Source organism: Paracholeplasma brassicae (assembly GCF_000967915.1).
Classification (GTDB): domain Bacteria; phylum Bacillota_I; class Bacilli_A; order Acholeplasmatales; family UBA5453; genus Paracholeplasma; species Paracholeplasma brassicae.
On sequence record NC_022549.1, the window covers coordinates 993,634 to 1,012,652 of the forward strand.

The 19,019-nt window shown below is 36.4% G+C and carries 17 protein-coding genes and 1 other annotated feature; of the genes, 1 reads left to right on the forward strand and 16 read right to left on the reverse strand.

All coding sequences use genetic code 11. The features are described from left to right. Window positions 1-11: 11 nt before the first annotated feature. The 12 genes from rpmA to tig form a co-directional block, all read right to left on the reverse strand. On the reverse strand, window positions 12-290 hold the full coding sequence (gene rpmA / locus BN853_RS04615) for a 50S ribosomal protein L27 (RefSeq protein ID WP_030004790.1): 279 nt from the start codon (window positions 288-290) through the stop codon (window positions 12-14). Between the two features lies 1 nt (window position 291). Next, a complete protein-coding gene (locus BN853_RS04620) occupies window positions 292-603 on the reverse strand; it encodes a ribosomal-processing cysteine protease Prp (protein WP_030004791.1) in 312 nt (103 codons plus the stop codon). Between the two features lie 4 nt (window positions 604-607). Next, the gene (gene rplU / locus BN853_RS04625) at window positions 608-916 is read right to left on the reverse strand and encodes a 50S ribosomal protein L21 (RefSeq protein ID WP_030004792.1); all 309 of its coding nucleotides are present in this window, start codon (window positions 914-916) and stop codon (window positions 608-610) included. 146 nt (window positions 917-1,062) lie between these two features. Further along, the gene (locus BN853_RS04630) at window positions 1,063-1,998 is read right to left on the reverse strand and encodes a YcjF family protein (RefSeq protein ID WP_030004793.1); all 936 of its coding nucleotides are present in this window, start codon (window positions 1,996-1,998) and stop codon (window positions 1,063-1,065) included. Window positions 1,999-2,054: 56 nt separating this feature from the next. Further along, window positions 2,055-2,771 carry a RadC family protein gene (radC, locus tag BN853_RS04635; protein WP_157869935.1) on the reverse strand — a complete coding sequence of 239 codons (717 nt, stop codon included), beginning with the start codon at window positions 2,769-2,771 and terminating at the stop codon, window positions 2,055-2,057. A 79-nt stretch (window positions 2,772-2,850) separates the two neighbouring features. Then, the gene (locus BN853_RS04640) at window positions 2,851-4,110 is read right to left on the reverse strand and encodes a bifunctional folylpolyglutamate synthase/dihydrofolate synthase (protein ID WP_030004795.1); all 1,260 of its coding nucleotides are present in this window, start codon (window positions 4,108-4,110) and stop codon (window positions 2,851-2,853) included. Further along, the gene (locus BN853_RS04645) at window positions 4,107-6,668 is read right to left on the reverse strand and encodes a valine--tRNA ligase (RefSeq protein ID WP_030004796.1); all 2,562 of its coding nucleotides are present in this window, start codon (window positions 6,666-6,668) and stop codon (window positions 4,107-4,109) included. The genes BN853_RS04640 and BN853_RS04645 overlap by 4 nt, the downstream gene beginning before the upstream one ends. Beyond that, on the reverse strand, window positions 6,653-7,204 hold the full coding sequence (locus BN853_RS04650; RefSeq protein ID WP_030004797.1) for a GNAT family N-acetyltransferase: 552 nt from the start codon (window positions 7,202-7,204) through the stop codon (window positions 6,653-6,655). The genes BN853_RS04645 and BN853_RS04650 overlap by 16 nt, the downstream gene beginning before the upstream one ends. 45 nt (window positions 7,205-7,249) lie before the next feature. Then, window positions 7,250-7,458, reverse strand: a binding site (T-box leader). A 36-nt stretch (window positions 7,459-7,494) separates the two neighbouring features. Beyond that, the gene (locus BN853_RS04655) at window positions 7,495-8,343 is read right to left on the reverse strand and encodes a DegV family protein (protein WP_030004798.1); all 849 of its coding nucleotides are present in this window, start codon (window positions 8,341-8,343) and stop codon (window positions 7,495-7,497) included. Next, on the reverse strand, window positions 8,336-8,923 hold the full coding sequence (gene yihA, locus BN853_RS04660; RefSeq protein WP_052591249.1) for a ribosome biogenesis GTP-binding protein YihA/YsxC: 588 nt from the start codon (window positions 8,921-8,923) through the stop codon (window positions 8,336-8,338). The genes BN853_RS04655 and yihA overlap by 8 nt, the downstream gene beginning before the upstream one ends. A gap of 129 nt (window positions 8,924-9,052) precedes the next feature. Next, window positions 9,053-11,359 carry an endopeptidase La gene (gene lon, locus BN853_RS04665; RefSeq protein WP_030004800.1) on the reverse strand — a complete coding sequence of 769 codons (2,307 nt, stop codon included), beginning with the start codon at window positions 11,357-11,359 and terminating at the stop codon, window positions 9,053-9,055. A 157-nt stretch (window positions 11,360-11,516) separates the two neighbouring features. Next, complete coding sequence (gene tig, locus BN853_RS04670) at window positions 11,517-12,800, reverse strand: trigger factor (protein ID WP_030004801.1); 1,284 nt, start codon at window positions 12,798-12,800, stop codon at window positions 11,517-11,519. Between the two features lie 211 nt (window positions 12,801-13,011). Here tig and BN853_RS04675 point away from each other — a divergent pair, with 211 nt between their 5' ends. Then, window positions 13,012-14,193 (forward strand): S1C family serine protease, encoded by a 1,182-nt coding sequence (locus BN853_RS04675; protein ID WP_030004802.1) that lies wholly within the window; start codon window positions 13,012-13,014, stop codon window positions 14,191-14,193. Between the two features lie 59 nt (window positions 14,194-14,252). Here BN853_RS04675 and BN853_RS04680 read toward each other — a convergent pair whose 3' ends face one another. The 4 genes from BN853_RS04680 to BN853_RS04695 form a co-directional block, all read right to left on the reverse strand. Continuing rightward, window positions 14,253-16,913 (reverse strand): heavy metal translocating P-type ATPase, encoded by a 2,661-nt coding sequence (locus tag BN853_RS04680; RefSeq protein ID WP_030004803.1) that lies wholly within the window; start codon window positions 16,911-16,913, stop codon window positions 14,253-14,255. Beyond that, a complete protein-coding gene (locus tag BN853_RS04685; RefSeq protein WP_030004804.1) occupies window positions 16,910-17,167 on the reverse strand; it encodes a metal-sensing transcriptional repressor in 258 nt (85 codons plus the stop codon). Before BN853_RS04685 ends, BN853_RS04680 begins: the two co-directional genes overlap by 4 nt. A 97-nt stretch (window positions 17,168-17,264) precedes the next feature. Beyond that, window positions 17,265-18,278, reverse strand: a complete 1,014-nt coding sequence (gene namA, locus BN853_RS04690; protein WP_030004805.1) for an NADPH dehydrogenase NamA — start codon at window positions 18,276-18,278, stop codon at window positions 17,265-17,267. Window positions 18,279-18,283: 5 nt separating this feature from the next. Then, window positions 18,284-18,952, reverse strand: coding sequence for a GTP pyrophosphokinase (locus BN853_RS04695; protein WP_030004806.1), 669 nt, complete (start codon window positions 18,950-18,952; stop codon window positions 18,284-18,286). Window positions 18,953-19,019 lie beyond the last annotated feature (67 nt).

The following is a 19,019-nucleotide window of genomic DNA, read 5'->3' on the forward strand; positions in this document are numbered from 1 at the left end:
CTTAAAATTTACTATGCTTCGTATACAGAAACTTGTGTTTTTGTACGACCGACACGTTCATACTTCACAACGCCTGTTACTTTAGCAAATAAAGTATCGTCGCCGCCGCGTCCAACGTTGTTACCTGGATGAATCTTAGTACCGCGTTGACGATAGATAATAGATCCAGATGTAGCAAATTGACCATCAGATAGTTTTAAGCCTAAGCGTTTTGAGTGAGAGTCACGACCGTTACGAGTCGAACCTGTACCTTTCTTAGATGCGAATAACTGAATGTTTAATTTTAACATGTTATCCCTCCTTTTGATTTTTAATATATTTAGGGTATTGTTGTTCTAATTCAATTAATGTTTCGACCAAATTGATCAAAACCTGTTCTACCACTTCACTTGATTGATGGACTTTTAAATAAAAGTAGCCGTCATTCACTTCAAGTTCAATGTGTTTAATATAACCCATGCGCTCAATCAGATTAGCTGAGAGTATCAGGGCTGTCGATACTGAAGCACAAACGATGTCTTCCCCATGTTTTTTATAGTTCGCGTGTCCGCTGACTGTTAGTTCGACGATCGTCTTTACTTTTTTAAACTCGTACTTAATCATCGGTTTATGCGTTGATTGCTTCAACTAATAATTTTGTATACGATTGTCTGTGACCTTGTTTACGTGCATAGTTCTTTTTAGGTTTATACTTGAAAACGATAATTTTCTTCGCTCTTCCTTGTTTTAAGACTTTTGCCGTAACGGTTGCGCCACTAACAACTGGAGTTCCAACTTTCGTGGTTTCTCCTCCAACAAGTAATACTTCATCAAAAGTAACCACTTCATCTACTTGAACGTCTAACTTTTCAACGTAAATTTCTTGTCCAACTTCAACTTTTACTTGTTTTCCACCAGTTTTAATTACTGCGTACATTACAAAACACCTCCTTATTTTTTGAAGACTCACTATCAAAGGTACTCAAGATTGAGATTTATGACCTGTTCTATGTGGTATTCTTTGCAACGATATTATTTTACACTAGTTACTGATTAATGTCAATAAAATACTTTCATTTATTTTTATAAGTCAACGTTTTCTTCTGGTTTGTTCTTTTTAAACATATCGAAGAACTTTTGAGGTAAGCTAACGAGTGAATCTTTGATTAAGATTGGCAAGAATTTCATCGATTCGATGAAGGCGCCTTTACGAATGTCATTTCGTGTCAATTCCTTACTATCTGCGAATAAAAACTTGCGAGTAACAATGCCAATACGGATGGTGAGTAACCCATTAGTTATGCCCTGTGCAACACTTGACATGACCGGTTTAATTAAGGGAATTTCACCAAGCATGTTCGCTGTTGAATTGGGAATTAGGTCATTGATATTAACATTTTCTAATCCTTCTGCAATCAACGCGGTTGTAAAGACATTAATTGTCAATTTTGCTAAGTTTTTATAACTTGGTCTAAACCCACAAAGGACGACTAGTTCTTTAATCATCTTAATGTTTACGACCAAAACAGTGAATAAATCAAGACGTCCGTTTTGAGAAATCGCTGTTGAAATCAAGACTGTCTTTGCATTTTTTAAAATGACTCGATTCATCAACTTTTTCATTGTCGAGTTGTAGATTTCATTCAATGTCTTTTGAAGTTCTTCAGGCTCTGACATTGCATTTTTTAATTTTTCTTTTTCTTTTTGACTGATGTCATCACGACTCATTAAATTGCTCGCAACTTTTTTGTAAGTTTGATAACGACGTCTAGATGGTTTATCCATCACCGTCTCAATTGAAAACGCCGGGGATACTAAGATTATTCTAACCGGATTAATTATTAAGAAATATACCAGTATGACAGAAAGCACATAAAACCCATATTCTAGGTACACACTAATTGTTCTTAGGCGTTCGCCAACATTAATCACCGAACTGACTAAAATTAATAAAAATAACAAAATGACACCAAATGCAATGAGATACCAGATTCGGTTACGCTTCTTATCTTTGGTCATCGAATCACTCCTTTTTAAATATTATACTACAAGTTGGCAATAATAAATAGATTAACCTACTTGAATTCGATGTGTTTTCGTTGCTCTCTTAGACTGTAATACTCATCTTTTCCGATAATGACATGATCGGTAATTTGGATGGCCATTAATTTTGAACCATTCTCTAATAACTGCTGTACTTGTAAATCAGCTTTTGATGGGGTTGAGTCACCACTGGGATGGTTATGAGACAAAATAATGGAGGCAGCTGCGTATTTTACCGCGTGTTTAAAGACTTCTCTAGGGTGCACAAGCGACTGATTAAGTGTCCCTATGAATAGGACTTTTTTGGCGATAATTCGGTTTTTTGTATCCAGATACAGACAAACAAAATGCTCTTGCTCAAGCGACTCTAGTTCGTCTTTAAGATACAAATAAGCCTCGCGAGGTGAGGTAATCACTGGATTGGACTCTTTTTCAGCTTGATAAATTCGCTTTGATAATTCGACACAGGCCGTTAAAATGGATGCTTTTGCCGGCCCGATACCTCTGATTTGTATTAATTCTTCATAGCTAATCTTAAAAAGCTCTTTCAAATCATCTAATCGGTATAAGACCCTTTTTGATAGTTCGATTACCGATTCTTCCTTACTACCTGACTGTAGTATTAGGGCCAATAGCTCATAATTTGCTAATGCATCCACCCCATAAGTTTGTAGCCGTTCTCTTGGTCGTTCTTCTTTTGGCATTTCTTTGATTAAATAGTTCATTTTTATACAGTGACTATATTTCAAGTCCTTCCTTTCCGTAGTTCTATCTATATACTACAAAGACAGCGCTAAAAATAAAGAAAAGAGACCAAAATTGGTCTCTTTAAGTAAACGATAAGAAATAAGGTCTAACCAAACTAACAAAGTAGAGTGATCCTGTAATTACAATGATGTCTTCTTCATTTTTGTCGATCAAAGTTTCTTTAATGGCTTCAAAAGGGTCGTTGTACGCGTACTTTTGTTTGAGATTTGTTTGTTTAATCAAATCTTCAAGTGGACTGACTCGTTTGTAGTCAAAGTGGGTCAAGGTAATTGAAGTCGCAATATCAGATAACATCCCTAACATCTCTTTGGTTTCTTTATCCGCCATTGCACAGAAAATAAAGTGAATCCGTTTGTTTTTATAAATCGTGCTGATTGTTTCAATCAATGCATGAATGCCGTGTGTGTTGTGTGCCCCATCAAGTATCACAAGTGGGTTTTGATGCATCACTTCAAACCGACCTGGCCATGTGGTTTCTTTAATGCCATCCTTAATTAATTGTAGTGGCATCTTAGGCTCTAAATAGTTAATTGCCTTAATTGCCAGTACAGCATTTTTGATTTGATGTAATCCCTTTAAACTCAAGTGATATCGATGATACTCGTATTTAAACTCCACAGGATCAGGACAAACCAGATTAATGTGGTCATCGGTGATAAAGTGGACTTGACTACCGACCTTTTTCGTATAAGTTCTAAAAAGATCCTGCAATTCGTCTTGAACCGTCGTAATTAGTGTGACCCCGTGTTTGACAATCCCTAGTTTGTTTAAAGCGATTTCTTCTAACGTATTGCCTAAGGTGTTCATGTGATCATAACCGATGTTCGTGATTAATGCCAACTGACTCGATACGACATTCGTCGAATCAAGTAAACCACCAATACCAACTTCTAAAACAACATAATCAACTTTTTGATCTTTAAAGTATAAGAAACCAATGAGTGTGATCAGTTCAAAGAATGATAATCGTTCTTGATGCTCATTAAAAAACTGTTCATTAAAATCATAGATAAAATTGATGTATTGTAGCAAGTGAACATCATCAATCATTTCTAGATTAACGGATATACGTTCGTTGAATTTTACGATGTAAGGTGAAGTAAATCTACCTACCTTAAACTGTTTCATTAAGACTGTTGTCAAATAACTAGCAACCGAGCCTTTACCGTTTGTCCCAGCGATATGTATGATTTTATAGCTATTTTGTGGGTTTCCTAAACTTAAACAAGCCAAGTGCATACGTGTCAAATCAGTTTTAGGTTTAAACTTGACTTGGGATTCTATCCATTGAATCGCTTCTTTAATATCTATGAATTTCATTTGTTAAGTCTCTTCAATAATGCATCGTACTGTTGTTGATAATTGTCTCTTTTTTCCTGTTCACTCTTGACTTTGTCAGGATTGGCTCGTTTGATGAAGTTTTCATTAGATAACATCTTAACCACGCGATCAAGTTCACTCTTTACGTGTTCTAACTCTTGTCTAAGTTTCTTTTCCTCATCTTCTTTAGAAATGATGTCACTTTTTAGAACATAAAGCTCATAATTACTGCCTGTAATTAAGATTGTTTCCTCGGTGATTTGTTGAGAAGTACCGATGGTTAACTCGCTTGTTTTCAAGAAGTATTCTAACATCGGTTTTTCATTAGCCAAATAACTAAGATTCGTTTTTATTTCGATTTGAAGTGGTTTAGATGGCGCAATGTTCATCTCTTGACGTAGATTTCTGGTTTTTGAGATTAAATCAAAAATCAGTTTTGTTTGATCAACAACGTCATAGTTATGTGCTTGATTAATGGTCGGCCAAGCAGAAATGACAATAGACTCTTCTTCAGTAAACGCCTGATAAATACGTTCCGTAACAAAAGGCATGAACGGGTGCATTAGTTTTAGAATGGCTTTTAAAACGTAAGCCAATACCGCTTCAGTGTTTTCCTTGTTTTCCGTTTTTAACTGTACTTTAGCAATTTCAACGTACCAAGAAGCAAATTCATCCCATGTAAAGTTGTACAGTGTGCGTGCGACTTCACCAAATTCGTATTTCTCATAATTTAAATCCGCGTCTGTTATCACTTGATCAAGGCGTTCTAAGATGTACTTATCGTAGAGTGATAATTTTTCTTCATCAATTTCTCTATTTGAATTTGTAACATTCATCATAATAAAGCGCGCAATGTTCCAAAGCTTATTAATGAAATTCCAACTAGATTCTACTTTCTCTGTTTCAAAACGTAGGTCTTGACCAGGCGCACTATTTGTTGATAAGAAATAACGTAATGCATCGGTGCCATATTTTTCAGACATTTCGATTGGATCCACACCATTGCCTAAAGATTTTGACATTTTTCTGCCTTGATTATCTCTAACTAAGCCATGAATCAATACGTCATGAAATGGTGATTGGTCTGTAAACTCAATGCCTTGAAAGATCATACGGGTTACCCAAAACAAGATGATGTCATAACCTGTAACTAGGACATTGGTTGGGTAATATCTTTCTAAGTCAGCTGTTTTTTCTGGCCAACCAAGCGTAGAAAATGGCCATAATGCACTTGAAAACCAAGTATCTAAGACGTCTTCATCTTGAACATAGCCCTCTCCTGGACATTCGACTTGAACTTTAATCTCATCTTCTTTAAACCAAACCGGTATACGGTGTCCCCACCATAATTGTCGTGAAATACACCAATCTTCCATGTTTGCTAACCAATTTTGATAGACTTTTTCAAATCGCTTTGGCACAAACTCAGTCGTCGCTTTTTCCATCGCTTGTTCAGCTAGCGGCTTCATTCTGATAAACCATTGTAAAGATAAGCGCGGTTCAACTACTACACCCGTACGTTCGGAGTGACCGACGTTATGGATGTGTGTTTCTATTTTTTCGACTAATCCCAACGCTGTCAGATCAGCAACTAAATTCTTACGACATAAGAAACGCTCTTGATTTTGGTATTTACCTGCAAGTTCATTCATATGCCCATCTTCTGTCATACAAAGTGGCATTTCTAGGTTATGTCTTTTTCCAACTTCAAAGTCATTTGGGTCATGTGCTGGTGTTACTTTAACAACCCCTGTACCAAAACTCATATCAACGTAATCATCTGTGATGACAGGAATTTCTGTTTTAGTTCCAGGGATAAATACTTTTTTACCAACAAATGCTTGGTACCGTTCATCCTCAGGATGAACCATTAATGCTTGGTCAGCAAACATGGTTTCAGGTCTTGTTGTTGCGATGACTAAATGACCTGAATTATCGGTAAATGGGTATCTAAAATAAAACAAATTACCGTTTGTCTCAACAAATTCAACCTCGATGTTTGATAAGGCTGTTTTTGCTTCAACGTCCCAGTTAATGATTCGATTACCACGATAGATAAGTCCTTTATTATATAGGGTAATAAACACATGATTAACCGCATCATTTAATTTTTGATCTAAGGTGAAACGCTCTCTTGAGTAGTCGAGTGATAGCCCTAGTACTTTCCATTGCTCTTTAATGAAGCTTGCGTACTCTTCTTTCCATGCCCAAGCTTGTTCTAAAAAGCCTTCACGTCCGATTTCATAACGGTTTTTTCCCATTTGTTTAAGTCGTTCATCAACTTTTGCTTGAGTCGCAATACCCGCATGATCCATCCCAGGTAAAAATAAAGCATCAAACCCTTGCATACGTTTTCTTCTGATGATGATGTCTTGTAGCGTACCATCCCATGCGTGACCTAAGTGTAATTTACCGGTGACGTTTGGTGGTGGAATCACAATCGTAAATGGGACTTCTTTTTTTCCAGTCGCTTTAAAGTAGTCTTTTTCTAACCAATACTCATATAAACCTTTTTCGACTTCTTGATGGTCATATTTTGGATTTAATGTTGTTGCCATAGTAATAACTTCCTCTCATAATCTGATTTTAATAGTTCATAACACCTGGTTTCCCGTGTTAATTCGATGCCATATAACTTGATTATTTTTAGTTCATCGTTTGTGTAAGTAAATCCTAAACGCTCAATGACTCGTTGACTTCTCTCGTTGTATTTAAAGTGTTTGACAACAATCTTGTTAATCGATGAAAACTCAAACGCATGAACAATCAACGCTTTTGAGGCTTCCGTCACATAGCCATTGCCCCAATAAGCTTTATTTAAAACATAACCGAGTTCTTTGACACCAGGGTCATAGTCTCTTTTGTGAAGACCAAGCGTGCCAATCATTTTATTCTCACTTTTTAATACAATCGCATAGACGTCATTTTCTCGCATCATAAAGTCGATTACCCCGGTTGTTTCATCGATTGTTTTGTGAGGCGTCCAGCCAGCGTATGGACCAATTTCATCGTCTGTTGCGTATTCAAACATGTCTTTAGCGTCACTAATTGCTAGTGGTCTTAATAAAAGGCGTTCTGTGTTGATGTTTATCATATGTCTTTTCTCCTTTTAACGTAAAAAAAAGCCCTTAGATTAAAATCTAAGGACGAATTATCGCGGTACCACCTTAATTCTGATTATAAAAAATCAGCTCTTCATTCGGCTTTAACGCAGCAAACGGAAAAACTTACTGATTGTTCAGCTTCTCAACTCAGTAGCTACCTTCAAAAAGGCTCATCAAACTTTTCACCAACCAGTTTGTCTCTTAAATGAGGTTCTTTTTTACTCCTCTACGTCTTCGTTTTATACATAATAACATAAATTTATCTCGTTGTAAATCGTTATTATTTCATCAGATACAAAATACCGATGGTGCCTTTGCCACAATGTGAGGAAATGACACAACCAGCCTGAGTTTCAATCAACTGCTTTGGTTGATAACGGCGGTTTACTTCTTCAATCATATACTGACTTGATTTTTCTGCAATTGAATGTGTGATCATCACATAGGTGTCATCAATGTCATCTTTTAAAGCCTCATAATCGTCAAGCATGATGTCTAATGCGCGGGTCATTTTTCCCATTGCCTTTTTGTACACATCCATTGCGCCATCTTTGACTTGGATGATTGGTTTAACAAGTAAAACACCCCCAACAAGCATTGATAGTGTTGAACATCTGCCACCTTTGTATAAATAATCTAGCGTCGGAATTGCAAATTGACTACGCACTTTTGGAACTAATAGTTCAACGGCTTCTTTAATTTCTTTTGGTGTCATCCCTTTATTAATCATGTCTGACGCTTTTAGAACGAGTAGCCCAATCCCAGAAGACAAATTTTTCGAATCAATTACGGTGATTTTACCGTCATCAAAGCTATCTTTTGCAAGATTTGCAGAGTTGTAAGTACCCGATAATTTTGAACCTATTGAGATATAGATGACTTCATTTCCTTCTTCGATAAACGGTTCGAAAAATGAGATAAAATCACCGGGTGAGATGGCTGATGTTTTTGGTAATTTACCCGTTTGATCTACTTTTTCATATAGCTCTTTTGTAGTTATATCAACGCCATCGCGATAAGTATTCTCATCGAACGTCACGTATAGAGGTATAATTTTAATATTCCTTTGTTCAATTATCTCTTTGCTTAAGTCGCAAGTCGAATCGGCAACTAGTACGATTTTATTCATGCGTATCCTCCTCAAAAATTTGATAGATTTTATTGAATCCAAACTTCTTTTGACTAGAGGTTAAGATCAGTTTAAGCGTTGGGTCATCAAACAGGGTTCGGATGATTTTTTCACCTTTTGCCCGTTCACTTTGATTTGCTTTATCTATTTTTGTCGCAATAACGTAAATGTCTTTCTTAAAATGTCTTAAGTATTGATACATGATGATGTCATCTTTTGTTGGACCAACTTTAAAATCGATTAGTAAAAAAACAGCACTCAAGTTTTCTCTTTTGCTTAAGTATTCCTCTATCATCACACCAAATTCTTCGATTTGAGATTTCGATCGTCTTGCATACCCATAACCAGGGGCGTCAACTAAATAGAAATCGTCATTAATCAAAAAAAAGTTTAGCGTGACTGTTTTACCAGGTTCACCTGAGGTTCTTGCGAGATTTTTTCGGTTTAAGAGGCCATTAATTAATGAACTCTTGCCGACGTTACTCCTACCTAGCATTAAATATTCTCTTTTTAAGTCTTCTGGAAAATGCGACATGTTGGTGCCGCTTTTGATAAATTCAGAAGAATGAATTATAAACATAGTAATCACTCATTTCTTTTACAATTATATCAAATATTTACACAATATAAAAGCGTAAATCGATTATTTCGTTTTCATTGTAAAAATGATTTAAAAAAACACATCGATATGCATCGACGTGTCTTAATACTATTTAATTGCAATCTCAAATACTTCTAAAACATTTGAAACAGGAATGATAGATAATGCATTTTTCACTTCCGTTGGTATTTCTTCAATGTCTTTTTCATTTTCTTTAGGGATAATGATTGTTTGTAATCCACTTCTGTGTGCAGCAATTGATTTCTCTCTTAACCCACCAATTGGTAAAACGTAGCCTCTTAGCGTCATTTCACCCGTCATACCAACTTCTTTTTTCACTTTTTTACCTGTGATTGCTGATAATAAAGCCGTCGTGATGGTAATACCCGCACTTGGACCATCTTTTGGTGTTGCACCTTCAGGTACGTGAACGTGGATGTCATTTTCTTGGAAGAATGTAGGGTTAATTTCGAATTTGTCTGCATTAGCCTTTAAATAACTGAGTGCCGTAATCGCACTTTCTTTCATTACATCGCCTAGCTTACCAGTTAAGGATAAGTTGCCTTTGCCTTTATAGAACGTGACTTCAATCGATAATGTATCGCCGCCAAATTGAGTGTAGGCTAGCCCTGTGGCAACACCAACTTGATCTTTTTGATCAGCAAGGTTGTGCATGAAGCGTGGTTTTCCTAAATAATGCTCAATGTTATCGATCGTAACGGCAATGGATTCTTTTTTATCCATTAGTATTTCTTTGATGCCTTTACGAATTAACGTACCAATAAATCGGTTTAATTCACGAACCCCAGCTTCCCTGGTGTAACGTTGAATGATGTAATAAATAGATTCATCAGTGACACTAAACTCTTTATCTGAGACACCATGTGCTTTTAGTTGTTTTGGAATTAAGTGATTAATCGCGATGTTAAATTTTTCGAATTCAGTATAGCTACTTAATTCAACAATTTCCATACGATCTCTTAATGGTGCAGGAATGTTTCCTAGATAGTTTGCTGTTGTGATAAACATCACTTGAGATAAATCATAAGGTTCTTCAAGATAGTGATCACTAAACTTAGCGTTTTGTTCCGGGTCTAATACTTCAAGCATTGCCGAAGCAGGATCGCCTTTGTAGTCAGACGCCATTTTATCGATTTCATCAAGTAAGAAGACTGGGTTGACAGTACCAGCGTCTTTCATTCCTTTTAGAATACGACCAGGAAGTGCGCCGATGTAAGTTCTTCTGTGTCCTCTAATCTCTGATTCGTCTCTGACACCACCTAAGGATTGTTTAACAAACTTACGTCCAAGCGCATCAGCGATTGAAATTGCAAGTGATGTTTTACCAACCCCAGGAGGACCGACCAAACACAAAATCGTTTGTGGGTTTTTTCTCGTTTTGATTTTAACCGCTAGGTACTCAATGATACGGTCTTTTACGCTTGTTAATCCATAGTGATTTTTGTCAAGATTCTTTTGAACCTTATTTAAATCATTTGAATCTCTACTTGATTTTTTCCATGGCAAAGCCACAAGAAAATCGAGGTAGGTTTTGATAATACCAGATTCAGCCATTGCCGGTGGTGTTGAGCTATAACGTTGAAGTTCTTGAAGTGCTTTTTCCTCAATATCTTTTGGCATTTTAGCCTCTAATATTTTAGTTCTAAGTTCGTCAACTTCATCTTCTTTACGTGCTTTATCACCTAATTCTGACTGAATGGCACGCATTTTTTCTCTTAGGTAATACTCTTTTTGGGATTCATCAATTGAACGTTTGACTTCTTCGTTGATGTGTTGTTCTAATTCTGATACCATTTTTTGTCTTGCGATGTCCTCAAGAATCATTTTTAATCTGACGTTAAGGTTTAACTCACGCAAGTACTTGTATTTTTCGATTTCATTGCCTCTTAAACCATTTGCAAGAATATCGACAACTTTTTCAGTTGTCACACCTGATTGCGCATTTCTAACGACTTCTTGTGGGTTATTTAGAACCAAATTGGCATTTGAAACCGCTTCATTCATAACCATACGGACTAACGTCATTTCTTCGTCCGTATCACCAGCGATTGTTTGTGCTTCCTCATATTCTGCAACAAAAAATGGATTGGTTAAGAAATACTCTTTAACTTTCACTCTTGATAGAATATTAAATTTCGCTTTTAGATTGCCATTTGGCAATTTTAATTTCATTGTCGTTTTAGCCAAGACACCGTACTCTTCTATGTCATTCGGTGTTGGATTTTCAATCATGGGATTCTTTTGAATCAGAATTAAGACATAATTATTAAATGATGTTTCTGATTCTTCTAATGCCTTAAATGAAATATTTCTTCCGATTTCAGTTCTGAAATCATTGTTTGGTAATGGTACTAAACCACGCACAACGATGGCAGGTAGATTTTTCGATTCCATGTGTTCACCTCTTTTATTATTTATTATAGACAACTTCTCTTGTCTTGTCATTAATATAGCATAATTCAACAATATTTGCAATCAAAACACAAGAGTGCCAATGCAATTTTTAAAATAATGGACACAAGGCGTGTCCATTATGTGAATTTTGTGTGAATTAAACTTCTTTGACGTTAGCTGTTAAGAAGTCAACCGCTTTACCAAAAGATACTTCGTTAGTTATAACGTCGTCAGTTAATTGTTTTTTAACTGCGTCAACAGGCATCTTGTACATGTCAGCAATTTCTTGGTATTTTGCATTTATTTCTTCTTCAGTCGCACTCAAGTTTTCCTTGATAGCAACCGCTTCAATAACAAGTGAGGTTAACACGCGATCGTTTGCTTGTTTTTCCATTTCTGTATTGAATTGTTCCATCGTTAAGCCATTAAGTTGAACAAACATTTCAAAATCAATTTGATATTGTTTTGCTTGGTTTTCAACGTTTTGTCTTAATTGTGCAACTTCCGCTTGAATCATTTCTTCTGGAATTTCAACTTTAGCGTTATCACAAGCGAATTTCACAGCTGATCCGGTAATACGATCTTTTTCAGAAACTTCTTTTTGTGAAGTTAATGATTTTTTGATGTCTTCTTTTAATTGTTCAACGGTTTCAACACCATCACGATTTAATCCTTTAACGAATTCATCTGATAACGTTTCACCTTTTTGAACTTTCAATTCGTGTAATTTCACTTTGAATACGGCAGGTTTACCAGCAAGTGACTCTGATTGATATTGTTCTGGGAAAGTCACGTTAATGTCTTTTTCTTCACCAATTGTCATACCAACCATTTGTTCTTCAAATCCTGGAATGAATTGATTAGAACCGATAACCATTTCGTAGTTTTCAGCCTTACCACCATCAAAAGCAACACCATCTTGGAATCCTTCGAAATCAAAAATAGCGGTGTCGCCATTTTCTAATACGTTTGATTCTTTTGGTTCTAATGATGCGTTTTGATTTAATAATGTTTCAATTTCTTTGTTGATATCTTCATCAGAAACCGTTACGTCTTTTTTAGGCACTTCTAGTCCTTTATATTCACCTAACTCTACTTCTGGTTTGATAGCTGCAATAATTGATAATTCAAATGTTTCGTTTCTCTTAACCGCAGTTGGGTCTAAATCAAGTTTTGGTTCACCAACGATTACAATTGAATCTACAGTGAAAATTTCTTGATATTTATGTGAGATAACGTGGTTTAATGCGTCTTCGAATAATGATTCCACACCAAACTTTTGTTCAAAAATGTTTCTTGGTACATGACCTTTTCTAAATCCCTTAATTTCAACATCTTTTACCGCGTGTTCAAAAGCGTGGTCTAATCCATGTTCAAATTCGTGTGGGGTTACTTCAAACGTAAACTTTACACGATTACTTGATATTTTTTCAAATTTCATCTATATTCCTCCTAAGCCTATTTTATTATAACATAACATAAAATTTTGTAAATGTTTTTAACCTAAAATCGTGCGTTATCACACAATTATTGTTGTTTTTTTATCTAACTTGAAATACATAAAATTATTCTTTTTGCTGGTCGAATACGAGCTTATTGTGTTATAATTATAACGAATTATTACTTGTGTTTATCGTTGGGGAGGGATTTAGATGAAGAAATTCTTCAAAGCAATTAAGAACATCTTTGTTGGCATGGGGTTGTTGTTTGTCGTCAGTTTTTTCGTGGATATCCGAATTGAAGGTCATTCACTGAATCAACTTTTTTTAGACGCAGGTAAAAATACTTATCAATTTGTTGATGATATGGTTGATTGGTTTAAAAAAGAGCCGACAGCTAGCGATTTTAAAATAAGAAAAGATGAAGAAAATCAATACTTTGCTGTCGTAACAATGACATTTGTTAGTAAGGATGAACTGCTAGGGTTAACAATTGATGATGTTTATTATGACGAATTTGAGATAATAAAGTCATCAAGTACTAAGTTAGTGGTTGAAATTCCTCTATTCGTTTCGTTTGAGGAAAATGAGCCTAACCAGACGCTTGTTCTTACCTCCATTAGTTACGAACGTAAAAACATGACGCAGTTACTTGAACTAAACCTAAAAGCATTTGCGTTTAAATCACTCGATGATGCCATTGTTACTGAGAAATCAAAAAGTGTCGTCGGTATTAGAAATTGTACACAAGACTTGGCTGGTGTTAGTTGTAAATCATGGGGGTCTGGTGTGATTTTCGATATGATTGAGCGAACCGTTCAAGTATCACCTTTAACGACAAAAACCTACTATGATTATTATATTCTTACTAACGCGCATGTTGTCTTAGGTGGGGATCATTTCCAAGTATATTTTTCAGAACACACGTACAAGGCCGGTGGTGAGTTAATCGGTCTATACACAATTGATACGGATCTTGCGATCATTAAGATTACTTATGATCAAAAAGTACTGACTGTTTTAGATGATGATCAGTTCATAACCAAAACCCCAGTGGATTTGGTATTAAATCAAACCATATTTGCCGTTGGTTCTCCAGGTGGTCCTGAAAACTTTAATGACGTCAAAGAAGGTGTGGTTGTCACACTAGACTATGACACATTCTTAGATGATCAAGATACCTTGTGTCAAACCGGTTGTGACGCATTTCAAACCAGCGCATCTCAAGGCCCTGGTTCTTCTGGTGGTGCCGTTTTTGATACCGCTGGTAGACTTGTTGGCATTCACTTTGCTGGGGATAAAGACAATACGATTAGCAGTGATATTCCAATGTATAAAGTATTAGAAGCAATCACTCACATCATGTCACCCATTTATGATGAGATTAACGAATAAGAGTAAAACTCGCCACACAGTCATGTGTCGCGAGTTTTTTTTGTACGTTATGATTCGATTTAAAGACTTTCTTCGATACTTAAAACATCATAGCCTGCGTCATCAATTACTGATTTAATGACTTCATCGTTAATTGAACCTTGGTAGTCAACAGACGCTTGTTTTAGCTCTAAGTTCACGCTAACACCAGTCACACCATCAAGTGTCTTTAACGCTTGATCCACTCTTTTTACACAGTGCATGCAGCTCATTCCTTCTATTTTAATTACCTTTGTCATTTTAAAATTCTTCCTTTTTTGTAATTTTTTTAATCTCAATGCATTTAAAACCACGGATACACTAGAAAAACTCATCGCAGCACCCGCAAGCATTGGGTCCAATAATGGCCCATTAAACAAATACAATACGCCCATTGCAACCGGGATACCAATCACGTTATAGAAAAATGCCCAAAAGAGATTTTCTTTAATGTTTTTGATTGTCTTATTCGATAAATCAATTGCAAGTGCAACGTCATTCAAATCGGATTTCATTAAGACGATGTCCGCCGATTCAATCGCTACATCGGTACCTGATCCGATAGCAACACCAACATCTGCAATGGCAAGTGCTGGCGCATCATTAATGCCATCGCCAACCATGGCTACAATATTGCCTTCAATTTGAAGTTTTTCTACTTCGTCTTTTTTGTCTTCTGGCAGAACCTCTGCCACGTATTCAGTGATACCCACTTGATTACTAATCGCTTTTGCTGTTATTTCATTATCACCTGTCAGCATGACCACTCGTAGGCCTTGTGCCTTCAATTGTTTTATGGCATTAACTGATGATGGCTTAATTGGATCTGAAACAGCGATGATTCCTGATAGCGTTTTATCGATGGCCAAATACATCGGTGTTTTTCCAGCACTTGCTAATTCGTCGGTTATTTTAAGCGTTTGACCGAGTTTTATTTCATATTTTTCCATCAATCGCTTATTACCGATAAGAATTGTTTTTTCATCAATGATGGCTTCTATCCCATGTCCGACAACGTTTTTAAATGCCGTTGTTTCTTTAAGTTTAATGCCTTTTTGACTCGCTTTATCAACGATTGCCTTGGCAATTGGGTGTTCGCTTTTAGCTTCGATAGATGCTGCAATCTGTAATATTTGCATTTCATCGTAAATATTCGTTGTTACGATGTCTGTTAATTCTGGGACACCTTTTGTAATCGTTCCTGTTTTATCTAATACAACGACATTCGTCTTGTGAAACACCTCAAGTGCTTCGCCACTTTTAATTAGAATGCCTAGTTCTGCGCCCTTACCAGTACCAACCATGATTGCTGTTGGTGTCGCAAGTCCTAAGGCACACGGGCATGCAATGACTAAAACGGCAACGAGAATTTCGATGGCAAATGTCAATTCCTTACCCATTAGTAACCAAAAGATAAAAGACAAAATGGCAAGACTCATGACGATAGGAACAAAAATGCCTGAGACTTGATCTGCTAGTTTAGCAATTGGTGCTTTTGATCCTTGAGCTTCTTCGACGAGTTTAACAATTTGTGCAAGGACCGTGTCCTTACCTACTTTGGTTGCTTGATATTTGATTGAGCCGTTGGTGTTAATACTTGCACCAATGACTTTGTCATTCACACTTTTTTCGATTGGCATTGATTCACCCGTAATCATCGATTCATCAATGGCAGTTTCACCTTCAATAATAATGCCATCGACTGGTAATCGCTCACCAGGTTTGACTAAAATGATATCGCCTTCAAATACCTGTTCGATCGGTGTTTCAATGATTTGATTATCTTTGACGACATTTGCCTTTTTTGGCGTCAAATCAAGCAGTTTTTTAATGGCCTCACTTGTTTTACCTTTTGAAACGGTCTCAAAGTACTTACCTAAGAGAATTAAAGTAATGATGACACCTGTTGTCTCAAAATATAAATTATGAACGTAATGGACGTCCCCTGCAATGATTCGAATAAATGCGTAGACACCAAAGATGAAAGCCGCTGAGGTACCCAAAGCAACCAGTGAATCCATGTTTGGATTGCCTTTGATCAATGTCTTAAACCCAATCGTATAAAATTTGTAACCCACCATCACTATTGGGATGGTTAGAATTAATTGAGCAAGTGCAAAATTAAAGGCTTCATGGGTCGGATGCAGTACGGCTGGTAATGGCAGACCGATCATGTGACCCATCGAGACATAAAGTAGCGGTAACATAAAGATAAACGCGAGAATCAGTTTAAATCGCATGACTGAGATTGTCTTATCTTTCTTCTTTTTGTTATCCTCATAAGATGCTGCTTTTGTTACTTTGTAGCCAGCAATCATCACTTTTTTAAATAATTCATTCAAATTTAGTTCGTCGTTATATGTAATCGTCAGTTTCTCTTGAGCTAAATTGACATTAGCCTGTATGACACCTACTTGTTTATTCGTGATTCGCTCGACAGTTCTACTGCAAGCACTACAAGTCATACCGCTGACATCAAAGGTCTCAGTTGTTTCGTTTTTCTTCACTTTATACCCGGTCTTTTCAATGGTTGATTTAATCTCATCTAGTGAAAGTTTCGATTCATCAAAATCGATTTGGAGTGTTTCAGTCGCTAAATTTACTGAAGACGAGGTAACACCTGATAGTTTTTTTGTTGACTTTTCAATACTGACAGCGCAAGCACTGCAGGTCATCCCTTCAATTTTTAACTGCTTCTTCATTTTATCACCTTATCTAGTAATTGTTTAATCTCATCGATTTTTTGTGTCGCATCTTTTGATTCGATTGCTTCTTTGACACAGTGATCTAGATGATTCTTAACAATGCTTTTTTGTGTTTTTCTCAATAATGAGACGACCGCTTCAATTTGATTGGATATATCAATACAATATCGGTCTTCTGTAATCATTGTTTGAATAAAATCAATTTGCCCTTTGGCAATTTTGATGGAACTTAATGCGTCTTTATGTTTCATTATATACCTCCCCCCCTGGTAGGGTATCTTTAGTATATGATATCTCATTGACTAAAACAAGAAAAAAACCTCGAATTCGAGGCTATTAAGAAAAATTCTATTTTTTTGAACGTTCATACTGCTTGGGCCAAGGCAAATCAATGCGTAACTGTTTAGCAAATCGCAGTGGAAAATATGGTTCTCTTAGACTTAATCTTCCAAAATAAATTAAATCAGCTTCATTTTCCTGTAGCACACCACTTGCCATAAAAGGATCCTCAATAAGTCCACCTGCAATGGTCGGTATACGTGTCTCTCTCTTGATTTTTTTTGCAAATGACAGTTGATACCCTGGATAAGCGTCAATATCAACTAAAACAATGCCACCAGAACTGACGTGGATTAGATCAACGTAACCATGAGGAATCAATTTGATTGCTTCAACCCAATCAGTTGGGTGTAGCCCTTCTTTGACATAATCTTCGGCACTAATTCTTAATGATACCGGTTTATCCATTGGAAATACATCCCTTACCGCTTCTACTACTTCACGCAGTAATCGTGATCGATTTTCAAGAATGCCACCGTAGTGATCCGTACGTTTGTTTGCTAGCGGACTCATAAACTCATGTAATAAATACCCATGAGCGGCGTGTATTTCAATCATGTCAAATCCGGCCTCAAGGGCTCGATGAGCCGCACTACGAAAAGCATTAATAACTTCTTTAATATCATCAATTGACATGGCAACAGGTACGTCATTCGTACCAAATGCAATTGCACTAGGTGCCATTAGTTTGCCATCCGCTTTTGATTTGCGACCGGCGTGATTCAATTGGATACAAGAAACCGAATCGTATTGCCTTATTTGTTTGGTTATCCATTTTAAGCTTTTGACGTGTTCATCTTCATAAAGGCCTAAATCTTGATTTGTAATTCGTCCGTTTGGTAGAACGGCGGTTGCCTCAACAATAATCAGTCCAACCCCACCAATTGCCCTGCTTGCGTAATGAATTACATGAAAATCCGTTGCATAACCACCCTCGGCACTATACATACACATGGGTGGCATCACAATACGATTTTTAATGGTTTGGTCTTTGATTGTAATTGGATCGAATAAACTAATCATGTCATCTACCCCATCTTATCTAATTCAGCTTTGATTTTTTGCATCCGTTTATCTGTGTCTGCAATCACATCCGCACAAAGTCGTAATTCGTCTTTTAAACCTGGATCGAGATTATTGTTGTTTTTGTATTTCATGTCGTGTTCCAAACTTGCCCAAAAATCCATCGCAATGGTCCTAATTTGAACCTCAACTCGCATCATGCGCTTGGTTGTTGAAAAATACACCGGCAGTTCGACGACTAAATGTAAGCTACGATACCCATTTTGTTTTGGTTTTTTAATGTAGTCTTTAATTTGGACTAAAATGACATCGTCTTGTTTAACTAACATGTTCGCTAACTCATAAATGTCATCAAAATAGGTACAAATCACTCTTACGCCCGCAATGTCATTGATTTGTTTGATGTTATCAAGTGTTTTTGATAACCCATAACGATGTAATTTTTGCATGATACTGTCGGTCTTTTTTAGACGTACTTTGATCATTTCAATTGGATTACGACGTTTGACCACTTTAAATTCATCATTAAGGATTTCTAATTTGGTTTGAACTTCCCTCATTGCCGCAAAGTAGGTCATCATGAGTTCTTGGTAGCGTTCGGTTTCATCGATAAATTCTTTTGGTGTTTGTAATAAGGTTTCATGAAGTAATTTGTTTTCTAAATCGGTTGCCATATGAAAACCTCCTGGTACTTCTATTATACAATAGAATCCGTCTTTTTTTAAGACGTAATCTAGAAAT

Excerpts from the sequence above, each read along its gene's own strand:
- rpmA (WP_030004790.1), bottom strand. The coding sequence starts at position 290 with ATGTTAAAATTAAACATTCAGTTATTCGCATCTAAGAAAGGTACAGGT.
- BN853_RS04620 (WP_030004791.1), bottom strand. The coding sequence starts at position 603 with ATGATTAAGTACGAGTTTAAAAAAGTAAAGACGATCGTCGAACTAACA.
- rplU (WP_030004792.1), bottom strand. The coding sequence starts at position 916 with ATGTACGCAGTAATTAAAACTGGTGGAAAACAAGTAAAAGTTGAAGTT.
- BN853_RS04630 (WP_030004793.1), bottom strand. The coding sequence starts at position 1,998 with ATGACCAAAGATAAGAAGCGTAACCGAATCTGGTATCTCATTGCATTT.
- BN853_RS04640 (WP_030004795.1), bottom strand. The coding sequence starts at position 4,110 with ATGAAATTCATAGATATTAAAGAAGCGATTCAATGGATAGAATCCCAA.
- BN853_RS04645 (WP_030004796.1), bottom strand. The coding sequence starts at position 6,668 with ATGGCAACAACATTAAATCCAAAATATGACCATCAAGAAGTCGAAAAA.
- BN853_RS04650 (WP_030004797.1), bottom strand. The coding sequence starts at position 7,204 with ATGATAAACATCAACACAGAACGCCTTTTATTAAGACCACTAGCAATT.
- BN853_RS04655 (WP_030004798.1), bottom strand. The coding sequence starts at position 8,343 with ATGAATAAAATCGTACTAGTTGCCGATTCGACTTGCGACTTAAGCAAA.
- yihA (WP_052591249.1), bottom strand. The coding sequence starts at position 8,923 with ATGTTTATAATTCATTCTTCTGAATTTATCAAAAGCGGCACCAACATG.
- lon (WP_030004800.1), bottom strand. The coding sequence starts at position 11,359 with ATGGAATCGAAAAATCTACCTGCCATCGTTGTGCGTGGTTTAGTACCA.
- tig (WP_030004801.1), bottom strand. The coding sequence starts at position 12,800 with ATGAAATTTGAAAAAATATCAAGTAATCGTGTAAAGTTTACGTTTGAA.
- BN853_RS04675 (WP_030004802.1), top strand. The coding sequence starts at position 13,012 with ATGAAGAAATTCTTCAAAGCAATTAAGAACATCTTTGTTGGCATGGGG.
- BN853_RS04680 (WP_030004803.1), bottom strand. The coding sequence starts at position 16,913 with ATGAAGAAGCAGTTAAAAATTGAAGGGATGACCTGCAGTGCTTGCGCT.
- BN853_RS04685 (WP_030004804.1), bottom strand. The coding sequence starts at position 17,167 with ATGAAACATAAAGACGCATTAAGTTCCATCAAAATTGCCAAAGGGCAA.
- namA (WP_030004805.1), bottom strand. The coding sequence starts at position 18,278 with ATGATTAGTTTATTCGATCCAATTACAATCAAAGACCAAACCATTAAA.
- BN853_RS04695 (WP_030004806.1), bottom strand. The coding sequence starts at position 18,952 with ATGGCAACCGATTTAGAAAACAAATTACTTCATGAAACCTTATTACAA.